This is a genomic window from Roseovarius gaetbuli (assembly GCF_900172365.1).
Lineage (GTDB): Bacteria > Pseudomonadota > Alphaproteobacteria > Rhodobacterales > Rhodobacteraceae > Roseovarius > Roseovarius gaetbuli.
Map to the genome: position 1 here is coordinate 1 of NZ_FWFJ01000047.1, position 15,120 is coordinate 15,120.

11 protein-coding genes and 1 tRNA gene are annotated in these 15,120 nt (G+C 59.3%); 9 read left to right on the forward strand and 3 right to left on the reverse strand.

The annotated features are described in order from the left end of the window. Nucleotides 1-206: IS66 family insertion sequence element accessory protein TnpB (gene tnpB, locus ROG8370_RS16885; protein ID WP_139838197.1), on the forward strand; the 206-nt coding region annotated here is incomplete at its 5' end. Nucleotides 207-255: 49 nt separating this feature from the next. Then, complete coding sequence (locus ROG8370_RS16890) at nucleotides 256-645, forward strand: IS66 family transposase (protein ID WP_085828341.1); 390 nt, start codon at nucleotides 256-258, stop codon at nucleotides 643-645. A gap of 159 nt (nucleotides 646-804) precedes the next feature. Here ROG8370_RS16890 and ROG8370_RS16895 read toward each other — a convergent pair whose 3' ends face one another. Together ROG8370_RS16895 and ROG8370_RS16900 are read right to left on the reverse strand one after the other, a co-directional pair. After that, nucleotides 805-2,007 carry a DUF6538 domain-containing protein gene (locus ROG8370_RS16895; RefSeq protein WP_085828342.1) on the reverse strand — a complete coding sequence of 401 codons (1,203 nt, stop codon included), beginning with the start codon at nucleotides 2,005-2,007 and terminating at the stop codon, nucleotides 805-807. A 61-nt stretch (nucleotides 2,008-2,068) separates the two neighbouring features. Beyond that, nucleotides 2,069-2,154: transfer RNA gene (locus ROG8370_RS16900), tRNA-Leu, on the reverse strand. A gap of 147 nt (nucleotides 2,155-2,301) precedes the next feature. On the opposite strand from ROG8370_RS16900, the gene ROG8370_RS16905 reads away from it, so the two are divergent. Then, nucleotides 2,302-3,285 (forward strand): complex I NDUFA9 subunit family protein, encoded by a 984-nt coding sequence (locus tag ROG8370_RS16905; RefSeq protein WP_085828343.1) that lies wholly within the window; start codon nucleotides 2,302-2,304, stop codon nucleotides 3,283-3,285. A 5-nt stretch (nucleotides 3,286-3,290) separates the two neighbouring features. On the opposite strand, the gene ROG8370_RS16910 is transcribed toward ROG8370_RS16905, so the two are convergent. Continuing rightward, a complete protein-coding gene (locus tag ROG8370_RS16910) occupies nucleotides 3,291-4,094 on the reverse strand; it encodes an undecaprenyl-diphosphate phosphatase (protein ID WP_085828344.1) in 804 nt (267 codons plus the stop codon). Nucleotides 4,095-4,312: 218 nt separating this feature from the next. On the opposite strand from ROG8370_RS16910, the gene ROG8370_RS16915 reads away from it, so the two are divergent. The 6 genes from ROG8370_RS16915 (at nucleotide 4,313) to ROG8370_RS16940 (ending at nucleotide 15,057) form a co-directional block, all read left to right on the forward strand. Next, nucleotides 4,313-5,746 carry an NAD(P)-dependent oxidoreductase gene (locus ROG8370_RS16915; protein WP_170925282.1) on the forward strand — a complete coding sequence of 478 codons (1,434 nt, stop codon included), beginning with the start codon at nucleotides 4,313-4,315 and terminating at the stop codon, nucleotides 5,744-5,746. A gap of 83 nt (nucleotides 5,747-5,829) precedes the next feature. Next, nucleotides 5,830-10,362: a glutamate synthase large subunit gene (gene gltB / locus ROG8370_RS16920; protein WP_085828346.1), complete on the forward strand. Its 4,533-nt coding sequence runs from the start codon at nucleotides 5,830-5,832 to the stop codon at nucleotides 10,360-10,362. A 130-nt stretch (nucleotides 10,363-10,492) separates the two neighbouring features. Further along, on the forward strand, nucleotides 10,493-11,167 hold the full coding sequence (mtgA, locus tag ROG8370_RS16925; RefSeq protein ID WP_245827463.1) for a monofunctional biosynthetic peptidoglycan transglycosylase: 675 nt from the start codon (nucleotides 10,493-10,495) through the stop codon (nucleotides 11,165-11,167). A 60-nt stretch (nucleotides 11,168-11,227) separates the two neighbouring features. Then, on the forward strand, nucleotides 11,228-11,893 hold the full coding sequence (gene fzlA / locus ROG8370_RS16930; protein WP_085828348.1) for an FtsZ-binding protein FzlA: 666 nt from the start codon (nucleotides 11,228-11,230) through the stop codon (nucleotides 11,891-11,893). Nucleotides 11,894-11,959: 66 nt separating this feature from the next. Then, a complete protein-coding gene (gene queG / locus ROG8370_RS16935; protein WP_085828349.1) occupies nucleotides 11,960-13,009 on the forward strand; it encodes a tRNA epoxyqueuosine(34) reductase QueG in 1,050 nt (349 codons plus the stop codon). Nucleotides 13,010-13,056: 47 nt separating this feature from the next. Continuing rightward, nucleotides 13,057-15,057 carry a hydantoinase/oxoprolinase N-terminal domain-containing protein gene (locus ROG8370_RS16940; RefSeq protein WP_085828350.1) on the forward strand — a complete coding sequence of 667 codons (2,001 nt, stop codon included), beginning with the start codon at nucleotides 13,057-13,059 and terminating at the stop codon, nucleotides 15,055-15,057. The last annotated feature ends 63 nt before the right edge of the window (nucleotides 15,058-15,120 follow it).

A 15,120-nucleotide genomic window follows, 5' to 3' on the forward strand; every position in this document is an offset into this window, starting at 1 on the left:
GTCGGCGCGGTGATCTGATCAAGATCATCTGGTGGGATGGTCAGGGCGCATGCCTGTTCAGCAAACGCCTGGAGAAAGGTCGGTTCGTGTGGCCATCGGCGAAAGAGGGCAAGATTGCCCTGACCGCAGCGCAGTTGGCGATGCTGCTCGAAGGGATTGATTGGCGTTTGCCGCAGCGCAGTTGGACACCGCTCAAGGCGGGATAAATGCGCGTGTGGGATTCCCCTCGCGCCGTCGTTTTGCTATGGTTTGACCATGCTGGACGTGTCCAAATCCTTGCCGGAAGACCCCGATGAGCTGAGGCAGTTCACATCGCTGTTGCTGGCTGAGGTGAAGTCGCAGGCCGTTCTGATCGAGAAGCTGCGCCACCAGTTGGCAGGTCATCGCAATCACCGGTTTGGGTCATCATCGGAAAGCATCGAGCAACTGCAACTGGCCTTGGAAACGAGCGAGATCGCGGTCGCCAAGATGACGGCAAAGCTGCGCCTTCCCCCCCTAGCCCCTACCGTGACTGTGAAACAAGAAGCTTCATCAGAGGCTGTGAGCTGGCGCGTGACGCTTGCTATCCCCTCTCACAAGGCCACACACCTCAGCAGGGGGCAACCGAAGTCTGAGAGTCCTCCAAGCGCCTCAGCCATACCGTAGACCATTTGGTTCCTGTTGACGTGACAAGTCCGATGCTGATAGCCCTTGTTTTGCTGGAGCTACCAGTTGAAGAAGTGCCTGTAGGAGGAGCTGAACTACTTCTCCTGGGCACCAAATCCTCAGCTAACCCATTGGTTTAACTCCAGCTTTTAACAGTCGTTAGGAGCCGTAGACCATGTCGGCCCACGTAACTGCCTTCATCCACTTCCTGAGGACGTCCAGCGGGTAGCCTGAGCCGTATCCGTGGCCTACTCCGTCCGTCTGCCAGCCTCCGATCTGGTCAACAATGTCAGCTGGACACTCGACAGCCCTTAGGCGATCCCTCATCGAATGGCGGAAGCTGTGCATCGTGCATCCTTCTGGTACGTGTTCCTTCATCCATTTATTCAGTGCTGCGCTTGCGGCATTAGCGTTCGTCGTGGTTTTCCTGTTGTAGCGAGGAAAAGCGAACTGGGAGGTGGTCTGCTGGTCAAGGATGCTCAAGGCTGCCCATCGTGCCTCTCCTTCGAGTGGAATGTCCCGTTCGCTACCCTTGGTCTTGAGGCGACGCCAAGGATGTGGGCGAACGCGGGCAACAAGAGACCCGTCATCATGGCGGACGATATCCTCTCTGGTCAGCCCTGCCGCTTCAGCCAAGCGCATCCCGGTATCTGAGACCAGCGCGACCAGCCAACGTAGATCATCGTCAATCTCGCGGCACTTGCTCTGGATGGTACTGAGTGTCGTTGCGGGAATGGGATTGCGTTCTGAGACACCAGCCGAGCGATCATAGTAGACGCCAGCAAATGGGTTGTTCAGTGTGAGACCCTGTTCGCTTGCGGCAAAGTTCGTCACAGCCCTGACTGTCCCAAAGACTCTCGTCATGCTGCTGCCAGCTAGGCCACGAGCGATCAAAGAGTCACGGAAAGCGTTGGCATCAGCCTTTGTATAAGTGTCGAGGTGTTTGTCCCCGCAAGCGTCGATAACGTAGCCACACGCCCGCTCAGCTGCCCTATGGAACGTTACGGGGCGGCCCTTGCCCTTCTGTTGGAGGTAGATGCCTACAGCTTCAGACAACAGAATAAATGATGAAGAGTGGACGGGCTGGTGATCAGTAGCACCTCCGGCAGCGGCTCGCTGCAGTCTCAGCATATGCTTTCCCGGCAGTGCCACTTCACGTGATCTCAGGTGATACCAATACTCATCAAGTTGATCGGCAGCTCGTCTGGCTCTCGCTTCAGCGATCTTTGCTGATCTTGTGCGAAGCGAATACGCTATCCGAGGTGATGTGTAATGAGGCTGCAGCTCTTTTGGGATGCGGCGGCTAAAGTAAAAGACCCCATCCTTCACGAAGGTGAACGTGGGCGAAATGGTCTCCGACATGGTCTACGGCTCCTAACGACTGTTAAAAGCTGGAGTTAAACCAATGGGTTAGCTGAGGATTTGGTGCCCAGGAGAGGACTCGAACCTCCACACCCTTGCGAGTACTAGCACCTGAAGCTAGCGCGTCTACCATTCCGCCACCTGGGCAGGTGTCGTGAAGCAGGCGTTTATCCCTCGGTAAAAGCAGTGTCAACGCTGAATTCACTGTTAACCCATATATTGCCATATCACCTTGTCGAAACCGCTTTGGGGCGGTAGGAAAGTCAACAAAAGCGCATAGCCCGGAGGCCTTTCATGACAAAGCTTGTAACCATCTACGGCGGATCAGGATTTGTTGGCCGCTACATCGCGCGGCGTATGGCGCAAGCGGGCTGGCGGGTACGGGTCGCAGTGCGTCGCCCGAACGAGGCGATGCATGTCAAACCCTACGGCGTGGTCGGTCAGGTCGAGCCGGTGTTTTGCAATATCCGCGACGATGCCAGCGTGCGTGCCGTGCTTAAGGGGGCGGATGCCGTTATCAATTGCGTCGGCACGTTTGATCGCAAGGGGCGCAACAGCTTTCAGGCGATCCAGAACGAAGGTGCCGTTCGCATCGCCCGGCTCGCCGCCGAAGAGGGCGTTGCCCAGCTTGTCCAAATTTCCGCAATCGGCGCCGATCTTGAGTCCGACAGCGCCTATGCCCGGAGCAAGGCCCAGGGCGAGGCGGGCGTGATCGAGTATTTCCCGAACGCCGTGATCCTGCGCCCCTCGGTTATCTTTGGGGCCGAGGACCAGTTCTTTAACCGCTTTGCCGGGATGACGCGCTTTGGCCCGATCCTTCCCGTGGTTGGCGCCGAGACCAAGTTTCGGCCGGTTTACGTGGATGATGTCGCACAGGCCGCCGTTCTTGGCGCGATGGGCAAGGCCGAGCCCGGCATTTACGAACTTGGCGGCCCCGAGGTGGCAACCTTTCGCGAGCTGATGCAGCAGATGCTGACGGTGATCCGCCGCCGCCGCCTTATCGTGAACATCCCCTTTGGCATCGCGTCGGTGATGGGTGGGGTGATGGATTTTATCCAGACCGCGACCCTCGGCCTCGTGTCGGCGCAGATCACCAGCGATCAGGTCAAAAGCCTGAGGGTGGATAATGTCGTTGCGCCGGGCGCCCGTGGCTTTGCCGATCTTGGGATCACCCCGGTGGCCGTCGAGGCGGTCTTGCCCGATTACCTCTGGCGATTCCGCCCTGCGGGCCAATACGAGGCGATCAAGGAATCGGCGAAAAACCTGCGCGCGCATTAAAGCGCTCAGAGATAGGCAAATCCCAACAGGGACAGGCCAAGGATGATGCGGTAAATCACGTAGGGCGTAAAGCTGACGCTGCGCAAGAGCCGCATCATCAGGCTAAGCGCGAGCAGGGCTGCGCCAAAGGCAAACAGGGCGGCAATTGCGCCATCGTGCAAAAGCGCCATATCCGCTTTTAGAAAGACTTCGCCGCCCAGAAAAATGCCGCTGGCAAAAATCGTCGGCACCGACATCAGCATCGACACCTTGGCGGCATCGCGGCGCTCATAGCCAAGAAACCGTGCACCGGTGATGGTGATGCCAGAGCGAGACGTGCCGGGGATAAGGGCAATCGCTTGCCAGACGCCAATGACCATCGCGTCCTGAATGTTCCAGTCTTTGGCGGTCTTTACGGTATCGCCGATCTGATCCGACCAATAAAGCAGCAGGCCAAAGACAAGCGTTGTCCATCCGATCACGGCGATTGACCGCATTTCCGCCTCTAGCCCGGTCAGGTGAAGCAAAAGGCCAAAGGCAATGACCGGCACCGAGGCAATCAGCAACAAAAGCGCAAGTCGCGCACCGGTGGTATCGGCGCGCCCGCGCATCAGGTGGGGAAGGCCAAGAATCGCATCGCGCAAATCGGCCCAGAAATAGATCATCACCGCCATCAAAGTCCCGACATGCACAGCGACATCTATCATCTGTCCCTGATCCTGAAGGCCGGTCAGCTTTGGCAGGAGAATCAGGTGACCAGAAGAAGAGATCGGCAGAAATTCGGTGATCCCCTGAACGACGGCCACAAGGAAAATATGAAATAGCGGCATTGCCTGTGTCCTGCTCGGGCTTTTCCTCACCTATAAAACATTGGCTTTCAAAGGCAAACGTCAATAAGGGGCCGGTTCGGACATATATTTTGCGTATTTCGCTGTCATCTTCTGCTGTGCAGCAAAATTATTTTGACAATAGGTCATACTTTATGACTTTTAATTGAGTTTCGACTATTATAAAACCCGCCTCACAACCAGAGTCGGGAGGGCTTGCAGTGGCTAAGCAACCAATGTTGAAATTCATTAGCGTCGACCGGGACATGCCCGAAAAACGCGGGGCCGAGAAACGGCGTGAGGATTTCCATGAAATCTATGCAGAGTTCGCGGATGCCAAGGCCAAGGAACAGGCAAGCCGGTGCAGCCAATGTGGCGTTCCCTATTGCCAGACCCATTGCCCGTTGCACAACAACATTCCCGACTGGCTCCGGCTGACCGCCGAAGGGCGGCTTAGAGAGGCCTACGAGCTTAGCCAGCTGACCAACACCTTTCCGGAAATTTGCGGCCGCATCTGCCCGCAGGATCGCCTGTGCGAAGGCAATTGCGTGATCGAACAATCCGGTCACGGCACGGTCACCATCGGCGCGGTCGAGAAATACATCACCGACACCGCATGGCAGGAAGGCTGGGTCGAGACCATCAAGCCCGCGCAGGAACGGGCTGATTCCGTCGGCATCATTGGCGCGGGCCCCGGTGGTCTTGCGGCGGCGGATGTGTTGCGCCGTGCCGGTGTGCAGGTGACGGTTTATGACCGCTATGATCGCGGTGGCGGCCTGCTGACCTATGGCATCCCCGGCTTCAAGCTTGAGAAGGACGTGGTCATGCGCCGGGTCGAGCAGCTTGAAAAAGGCGGCGTGACCTTTGTGCTCAACTGCAATGTGGGCAAGGACATCACCTTTGATGAAATCCGTGGCAAACACAACGCGGTCATGATCGCGACTGGCGTTTACAAGTCGCGTGATCTGCAAGGGCCGGGCGCCGGTGCAAATGGCATCGTGCGGGCAATTGATTATCTGACCGCCAGCAACCGAACCTGTTTTGGCGATAGCGTTCCGGAATTCGAAAGTGGCGAACTAAACGCCGAAGGCAAGCGCATAGTCGTGGTCGGCGGCGGTGATACGGCCATGGATTGCGTGCGCACGGCGATCCGTCAGGGCGCGAAATCGGTGACCTGTCTTTATCGTCGTGACCGTGAGAACATGCCGGGAAGCCAGCGTGAAGTTCAGAACGCCGAGGAAGAAGGCGTCAAGTTCGAATGGCTGAGCGCGCCCAAGGGTTTTGCCGGTGATCCGGTAACATCCGTAAAGGTGCAAAAGATGCGCCTTGGCGCCCCCGACGCCACGGGCCGTCAAAGCCCCGAGCCGATTGAAGGCGCCGAGCATGACGAGCCCGCCGATCTTGTGATCAAGGCGCTTGGCTTCGAGCCCGAGGATCTGCCGACGCTGTGGAACCAAAAGGAATTGGAAGTGACCCGCTGGGGCACCATCAAGGCCGAGTTCACCAGCGGGCAAACCGCGATGGACGGCGTATTTGCCGTTGGCGATATCGTGCGCGGCGCCAGCCTTGTGGTTTGGGCCATTCGCGACGGACGCGATTCTGCGGCGGCGGTTCTTAATTACCTGAACGCAGCGCAGGCCGTCGCGGCCGAATAGAATTCACGCGCGGGTCATGCCGCGCAAGCACTCGAAACAGGGAAGCGTCCCTGACCCACCGGGTAGACGAAGGGTTAAAGAAAATGACGAAGTTTGATTCTGACTGGGCCGTTAAAGAAGAAGCCAAACGCAAGTGGCTGGCCGAGAATGGCATGTATTCCGAGGAAGAAGAGCATTCTTCCTGTGGCGTTGGCCTCGTGGTGTCGATTGACGGCAAGCCAAGCCGCCGCGTTGTGCAGGCCGGCATTGATGCCCTCAAGGCGATCTGGCATCGCGGCGCGGTCGATGCCGATGGCAAGACCGGCGATGGCGCGGGTATTCATCTGCAAATTCCGGTGCCGTTCTTTTATGACCAGATCCGTCGCACCGGCCACGAGCCCGAACAGGATCGCCTGATTGCGGTCGGCCAGGTGTTTTTGCCGCGCACCAACTTTGGCGCCCAAGAAGCGTGCCGCACGATTGTCGAAACCGAAGTGCTTCGCATGGGGCACACGATCTATGGCTGGCGTCACGTGCCGGTCGATGTGACCTGTCTTGGCGAAAAGGCGAATGTGACCCGTCCCGAGATTGAACAGATCCTGATCACCAACGCCAAGGATATCGACGAGGAAACCTTCGAGCGCGAGCTTTACGTGATCCGTCGCCGGATCGAAAAAGCCGTGAACGAAGCCGGGATCAGCGGGCTTTACATCGCAAGCCTGTCCTGCCGGAGCATCATCTACAAAGGCATGATGCTGGCCGAGCAGGTCGCGGTTTTCTATCCCGATCTGATGGACGAGCGCTTCAAATCCGCCTTCGCCATCTATCACCAGCGCTATTCGACCAACACCTTCCCGCAGTGGTGGCTGGCGCAGCCGTTCCGCATGCTGGCCCATAACGGCGAGATCAACACGCTCAAGGGCAATGTGAACTGGATGAAAAGCCACGAAATCCGCATGGCAAGCGGCGCGTTTGGCGATCTGGCCGAAGACATCAAACCGATCATCCCGCAAGGCTCTAGCGACAGTGCCGCGCTTGACGCCGTGTTCGAGGTTCTGGTGCGTGCCGGGCGCAATGCGCCGATGGCGAAAACCATGCTGGTGCCGGAATCCTGGTCAAAACAGGCCGAAGACCTGCCTGCCGCCTGGCGCGATATGTATTCCTATTGCAACTCCGTGATGGAGCCATGGGATGGCCCCGCCGCGCTTGCGATGACCGATGGTCGTTGGGTCTGCGCCGGGCTTGACCGCAACGGTTTGCGCCCGATGCGCTATGTGGTGACCGGTGATGGTCTTGTCATCGCGGGCTCCGAGGCCGGAATGGTGCCGATTGACGAAGCGAACGTTAAGGAAAAAGGCGCGCTTGGGCCGGGTCAGATGCTGGCTGTGGATATGGCCGAAGGCAAGCTTTACCACGATTCCGAGGTCAAGGATAAGCTCGCCAATGCCCAGCCCTTTGGCGAATGGGTTGGCAAGATCAACGAGCTTGACGAAAAGCTGGCCGTGGTCAGCGAGGCGCCGATCTATACCGGAGCAGAGCTTCGCCGCCGCCAGATTGCGGCCGGCTATAGCATCGAAGAGCTAGAGCAAATCCTTGCGCCGATGGCCGAGGATGGCAAAGAGGCGATTGCAAGCATGGGCGACGACACGCCAAGCGCGGTTCTCTCCAAGCAATATCGCCCGCTTAGTCACTATTTCCGCCAAAACTTTAGCCAGGTGACCAACCCGCCAATCGACAGCCTGCGCGAATTCCGGGTGATGAGCCTTAAGACACGGTTCGGAAATCTCAAAAACGTGCTTGATGAATCAAGCGCGCAGACCGAGATTTTGGTGCTTGAAAGCCCGTTTGTCGGCAACGCCCAGTGGATCGAGATGATCCGCCAGTTCAACGCCGATGTGACCGAGATCGACTGTAGCTTTGGCCCCGGCAAGAACGCCCTGCAAAAGGGTCTGGAACGCATTCGTGCTGAGGCCGAAGATGCCGTCAGAAGCGGCTCTGGCCACCTGATCCTGACCGACCAGAACCAGGGCGAAGACCGCGTCGGCATGCCGATGATCCTTGCGACCAGCGCGGTGCACAGCCATCTGACGCGCAAGGGTTTGCGGACCTTCTGTTCGCTGAGCGTGCGCTCGGCCGAATGTATCGACCCGCATTATTTCGCCGTGCTGATCGGCGCCGGTGCGACCGTTGTTAACGCCTATCTTGCCGAAGACAGCATCGCCGACCGGATCGAGCGTGGCCTGATCGACGGTTCGCTGACCGAAGCAGTCGCCCGCTATCGCGCGGCGATTGATCAGGGCCTGCTCAAGATCATGTCGAAGATGGGCATCTCGGTTATCTCAAGCTATCGCGGCGGCCTTAACTTTGAGGCGGTCGGCCTTAGCCGTGCCATGTGCGCCGAGTATTTCCCGGGCCTTACCAGCCGGATTTCGGGCATCGGCGTAAGCGGCGTTCAGGCCAAGATTGAAGAGGTTCACGCCCGCGCCTATCGCGGCGGGCAGGATATTCTGCCTATTGGCGGCTTCTACAAGGCGCGTAAATCGGGCGAAACCCACGCTTGGGGCGCGCAGACCATGCATATGCTTCAGGTCGCCTGTAACAAGGCCAGCTATGAGATGTGGAAGCGCTATTCCACGGCGATGCAGGCCAATCCGCCGATCCATTTGCGTGATCTGATGGCGATCAAGCCGTTGGGGGCCGCAATCCCGATTGAAGAGGTCGAAAGCGTCACGGCGATCCGCAAACGCTTTGTCACGCCGGGCATGTCGCTTGGGGCGCTTAGCCCCGAGGCGCACAAGACTCTCAACGTGGCGATGAACCGGATCGGCGCGCGCTCTGACAGTGGTGAGGGCGGCGAAGATCCGGCGCATTTCACCCCCGAGGCCAATGGCGACAACCCGTCGGCCAAGATCAAGCAGGTCGCATCGGGCCGGTTTGGTGTCACAGCCGAATACCTGAACCACTGTGAAGAGCTTGAGATCAAGGTCGCGCAGGGCGCCAAGCCCGGCGAGGGCGGCCAGTTGCCCGGCATGAAGGTGACCGACCTTATCGCGCGTCTGCGCCATTCGACCAAGGGCGTCACGCTTATTTCACCGCCGCCGCACCACGACATCTATTCGATCGAGGATCTGGCGCAGCTGATCTATGACCTCAAGCAGATCAACCCGACCGTCAAGGTCACGGTCAAGCTTGTGGCGCAATCGGGCGTTGGCACGATTGCCGCCGGTGTGGCCAAGGCCAAGGCGGATGTGATCCTGATTTCGGGTCATAATGGTGGCACCGGCGCAAGCCCGGCCACCTCGATCAAATATGCCGGCCTGCCGTGGGAAATGGGCCTTACTGAGGCGCATCAGGTTCTGTCGATGAACAACCTGCGCACGCGTATCACCCTGCGCACCGATGGCGGGCTTCGCACCGGGCGTGACATTGTCATGGCCGCGATGATGGGCGCCGAGGAATACGGTATCGGCACCGCCGCACTGATCGCGATGGGCTGTATCATGGTGCGCCAGTGCCAGAGCAACACCTGTCCGGTTGGCGTGTGTACGCAGGATGAGGCATTGCGCGACAAGTTCACCGGCAATGCCGAAAAGGTCGTGAACCTGATCACGTTCTACGCCCAGGAAGTGCGCGAGTTGCTGGCAAGCATCGGCGCGCGCAGCATGGACGATGTGATTGGCCGCGCCGATCTGTTGACGCAGGTCAGCCGTGGGTCGGCGCATCTGGATGATCTTGATCTCAACCCGATGCTGATCACCGTCGATGGTGCAAAGGATCAGCGGTATGACCGGGACCGCCCGCGCAACGAGGTGCCCGATACGCTTGACGCCGAAATCGTCAACGATGCACAGCGGTTCCTGAATGACGGCGAAAAGATGCAGCTGCATTATGCGGTGCAGAATACCGACCGCACCGTCGGCACCCGGATTTCCAGCCATATCGTGCGGAAATTCGGCATGCGCAATAGCCTGCAACCCGATCATCTGACGGTCAAACTGACCGGGAGTGCCGGGCAATCGCTTGGTGCATTTGCCGCGCCCGGCCTCAAGATCGAAGTGTCGGGCGATGCCAATGACTATGTCGGCAAGGGCCTGTCAGGGGGCACCGTCGTGGTGCGCCCGCCGATGTCGAGCCCGCTTGTGGCGGCCGACAACACGATCATTGGCAATACCGTGCTTTACGGGGCAACCGATGGTTATCTTTTCGCCTCGGGGCGCGCCGGTGAACGTTTCGCCGTGCGCAACAGTGGCGCCAAGGTGGTGATCGAGGGCTGTGGCAGCAACGGTTGTGAATACATGACCGGCGGTGTCGCCGTGATCCTTGGCAGCATCGGCGCCAACTTTGGCGCCGGGATGACCGGGGGTATGGCCTATCTCTATGATCCAGAAGGCCGGGCCGAAAACCTGATCAATCGCGAAACACTGGTAAGTTGCGCCGTAACAGAGCCACATTGGGAGGCCGAGCTTAAGGGTCTGATCGAGCGTCATGTTGAGGAAACCGGAAGCCGCAAGGCACAGGATATCCTGCAATACTGGGATATCGAAAAGGCCAATTTCCATCAGCTTTGCCCGATCGAAATGCTCGACAAACTGGCCTATCCGCTTGGTCACGAGAAGCAGGCCGTACCAGCCGAATGATCCAAGCAATCGGGGGCGATGCAATATCGCCCCCGGTTGCGGCCTAAAGCGGGTTTTGCATCGCCCCGCGCGGCGCTATAGCTAATCCATGGCAAAGGCGCGCAAATCATCTTCTTCAAGACGGGTGCTGATGAACCCGCTGGCATGGCTACGGCGGTGGATTTGGCGCTATGCGGTGATTGCCGCGCTTGTCGTGATTGGCGTGATCGCCGCACATCGCGTGATCGCCCCACCCCCCACCTTTTACATGGGCCAAGAGGCGCGGCGCCTTGGCAAGATCGACTATACTTGGGTGCCGATAAACGAGGTTGTTGCGATTATGCCGCGCGCGCTTGTCGCCGCGGAAGACGCGAATTTCTGTCAGCACTGGGGCTTTGATATGTCCGCCATTCGCACCGCGATTGCCGAAGGTTCGGGGCGTGGCGCCTCGACCATAAGCCAGCAGGTGGCCAAGAATACCTATCTCTGGCACGGGCGAAACTGGGCTCGCAAGGCGCTTGAGGCGATGATGACCCCGCTGATCGAGGCGTTTTGGCCGAAGCGCCGTATTCTCGAGGTTTACCTTAACGTTGCCGAATTTGACGAAGGTGTGTTTGGCATTGCCGCCGCCGCCCAACACTACTTTGGTGTCGGTCCCGGCGATCTTAGCGATGTGCAGGCCGCGCGTCTTGCCGCGCTTTTACCCGATCCGAAGGGGCGTTCCGCAAATCGGCCGAGCAAGGCGCTTCGGTCACGGGCGGCCAGTATTCTTGACGGGGCGGCCACCATCCGCCGGGATGGTCGCGCCAGTTGTTTCGAGGATTGAAAAACCCGTGTAATGTGGGCATTGAGGGTCAACCATCTGGACCAAAGGTAAAATCGCACTATGGCCAAGCTTTTTCACGTTCCGCTTTCGCCCTATTGCCGCAAAGTGCGGCTTAGCCTCGCGGAAAAGAGGATTGAATGCGAGCTGGTGGAAGAACGCTATTGGGAGCAAGACCCCGATTTTCTGCGCCGTAATCCGGCCGGCAAGGTACCGGTTCTCAGGATCGACGGCAAAACCATGTCCGAAAGCGCGGCGATTTGCGAATACCTTGAGGAGAAATATCCCGAGCCCAGCCTTATGCCGAAAAGCACCGATGCCAGGTACGAGGTACGCAGGATCGTGGGCTGGTTTGATGACAAGTTTCACAACGAAGTCACGTCCAAGCTTGTCGGTGAGCGGGTGAACAAGAAGGTGATGAAGCTTGGCTTTCCCGATAGCCGCAATGTCAAAGACGGCGCGCGGGCGATCAAATATCACCTCGATTACATGGCTTGGCTCCTGGATCATCGTCGCTGGCTGGCCGGTGATGTGATGACGCTGGCCGATTTCGCCGCCGCCGCGCATCTGAGTGCGCTTGATTACATCAGTGACGTCGATTGGAACCGAAGCGAGGCGGTCAAGGATTGGTACGCCAAAATCAAATCGCGCCCAGCCTTTCGCAGTATCCTCGCCGATCAGGTGCCGGGCTTTCCGCCGCCCGCGCATTATGCTGATCTGGATTTCTGAGTTCGGGGGCGCTGCCCCCATCGCCCAAGGGGCAATTCCCCCCGGATATTTAAGGCAAGAAGAATCATGATCACGCTGAAACAGAGACTTGTTCAGCAGGCCATGTTCGAGGGGTTTGACGCCTGCAAGCTTTGTCGTCCCTGGGATGTGTCACAGGTGCCCGAGCGTCTGGTGGCGTTTATTGATCGTGGGTATCACGGGCAGATGAGCTGGCTTGGAGAGCGTCAGGCCTGGCGCGGCAATCCGGCGGCTCTCTGGCCCGAGGCGCGCACGGTTATCATGCTTGGAGAAAGCTATACGCCAGAGGGCGATCCGATGGCGACGCTGGCGCAGAAGGATGTTGGAACAGTCTCTGTTTATGCCCGAAACAAGGATTATCACGATACGGTCAAGAAGCGGCTCAAGCGGTTGGCGCGGTGGCTTATTGCCGAGGGCGGCGGCGAGGTGAAGGTGTTTGTCGACACCGCCCCGGTGCCCGAAAAGCCACTTGGACAGGCCGCAGGGCTTGGCTGGCAGGGCAAGCACACCAATCTCGTCAGCAGGGATTTGGGCAGTTGGTTCTTTATCGGCTCGGTCTTTACGACCTTGGACTTAGAGTCTGATCCGGCGGAAATTGATCATTGCGGATCATGTCGCGCCTGTCTTGACGTCTGTCCGACAGATGCCTTTCCTGCCCCTTACCAACTCGATGCGCGCCGTTGCATTTCTTATCTGACCATCGAGCACAAAGGTCCGGTCGATGACGATCTGCGCGCGCTGATGGGCAACCGGATTTATGGCTGTGACGATTGTCTGGCGGTCTGTCCCTGGAACAAGTTTGCGGTCGAGGCGCGTGAGGTCAAATACCACGCCCGCGACGACCTGATGGCGCCCAAGCTGGCCGATCTGGCGGTGCTTGACGATGCGGCCTTTCGGGAAAAGTTTTCCGTCAGCCCGATCAAGCGGATTGGACGGGATCGTTTTGTGCGTAATGTGCTTTATGCGGTTGGCAATTCGGGCGACCCGACACTAAGCGCTGTGGCGGGTGATTTGTGCAATGACCCCGATCCAACCGTCGCCGAAGCGGCCCGTTGGGCGATGAAGCGACTGAAAGATGCCGCAAACGGGCTGGCATAAGCCGCAAAGCCGGTTAAACCCGACACAAACGGAAAAAGGATCGGTGGATGACCTTGCTTTTGGGGGTGGATACGGGCGGCACCTATACGGATGCGGTGTTGATCAGGGACGAGCGCGAAGTGATTGCGAGCGCCAAGGCGCTGACCACGCGGCATGACCTTGCATTTGGTATCGGCGCGGCAGTGGCGGCGGTCCTTGCCGAAGGGCAGGTGGATGCTGGCGAGATCGGGCTTGCCTCTTTGTCGACGACGCTGGCCACCAATGCCCTTGTCGAAGGGCAGGGTGGGCGCGTGGGTCTGATCTATATCGGGTTTCGCGAGGCGGATCTTGCGGCGCATGGGTTGGCAGAGGCGCTTGGAGGTGATCCCGCCCTTGTGATCGCAGGCGGCCACAACCATGCAGGTGGAGAATCCACGCCATTGGATAAAGATACCCTTTTGGCATGGTTAGAGACTGATCATGGCATTTCGGCCTTTGCTGTTGCATCGCAGTTCGCCACCCGTAACCCGGCGCACGAGCTTGCCGCTGCGGCGATCATTCGTGAGGTCACCGGGCGGCCGGTGTCATGTTCTCATCACCTTTCGGCGCGCCTTAATGGGCCGAAACGGGCGTTGACGGCGCTGTTGAATGCGCGGCTGATCGGGATGATTGCCCGGCTTATCGACAAGGCCGAGGGCAAGTTGCGCGATCTTGGCGTCGAGGCGCCCCTGATGGTGGTGCGTGGCGATGGCGCGCTTATTTCGGCCGACCAGGCCCGTGAACGCCCTATTGAGACGATCCTGAGCGGACCGGCGGCAAGCATTGTCGGCGCGCGCTGGATGACGGGGGCGGATCATGCGCTTGTGTCTGATATTGGTGGAACGACCACCGATGTCGCCGTGCTGCGTGATGGTCGGCCCGCGATTGACCCGGCGGGTGCGCAGGTCGGGCCGTGGCGCACCATGGTCGAGGCGGTCGCGATGCGCACCTTTGGTCTTGGCGGTGATAGTGAGGTGCATGTGCGCGACGAGGGGCTGGAAGGTGGCGTCACCCTTGGACCCCGCCGTTTGATTCCGATCAGCCTGATGGCGACCGAGGCGCCCGATCTTGTTCATGCGGTTTTGGAAGAGCAACTGCGCGCCGCCGCGCCCGGCGAGTATGACGCGCGGTTTTTGCGCGCCGTGTCCGGGGTGGATGGTGGCGGGCTAAGCGAACGCGAAGCGGATCTGCTTGTTCGGATTGGCGACGGGGTGCATCCGGTGGGGCGCATGCTCAAAACCCGGATGGAAAGCCAGGCGTTGCAGCGCCTCGTGCGGCGCGGCCTTGTCCAGATCGCGGGTGTGACGCCTTCAGATGCCAGTCACGTTCTCGGGCGGCTTGAGGCCTGGGATGGTGAGGCTGCTCAGAAGGCGCTCACCTTGTTGGCACGCAAGCGGACCGGATCGGGAAATGCGCTGGCGCGCACGCCAGAGGATATGGCGCAGATGGTCGTGGATCGGCTAACGCATCAGACGAGCTTGGCCTTGTTAGAGACTGCTTTTTCGGAAGAGGATGTCGATTTTGGCCTTCCGTCCGTGCAATTGGCAGCGCATGTTTTGATGCAAAAGGGCCTGGATCAGCACGCGGGGCTTTTGCGGTTGAACACTGGGCTTGCGGTGCCGGTGATCGGGCTTGGGGCCTCTGCCGCGAGCTATTACCCGGCGGTCGGCGAGCGGGTGCATACCCATATGATCCTGCCCGAACATGGAGGCGTGGCAAATGCAATCGGTGCGGTGGTCGGCCGCGTTACGATCCGGCGCAGTGGCACGGTCACCTCGCCTGCCGAGGGGAAATACAGGGTGCACCTGGAAACCGGGCCCGAGGATTACGCCGCCCCTGAGGTCGCGATGCAGGCGCTTCAATCCGCACTTGAGGTCGAAGCCCGCGCCGAGGCCGAGGCGGCCGGTGCGGCGGATATTCATGTGACGGTCAGTCGGGACGTTAAACAGGCACAGGCCGAAGCACGGCAGGTGTTTTTGGAGGCGGAAATCACGGTTGAGGCCTCGGGTCGTCCAAGAATCGCTGTATAAGGAGGGATGGGGGCGCTGCCCCCGTCGCCCGATGGGCGACTCCCCCGGAGTATTTCCGGAACG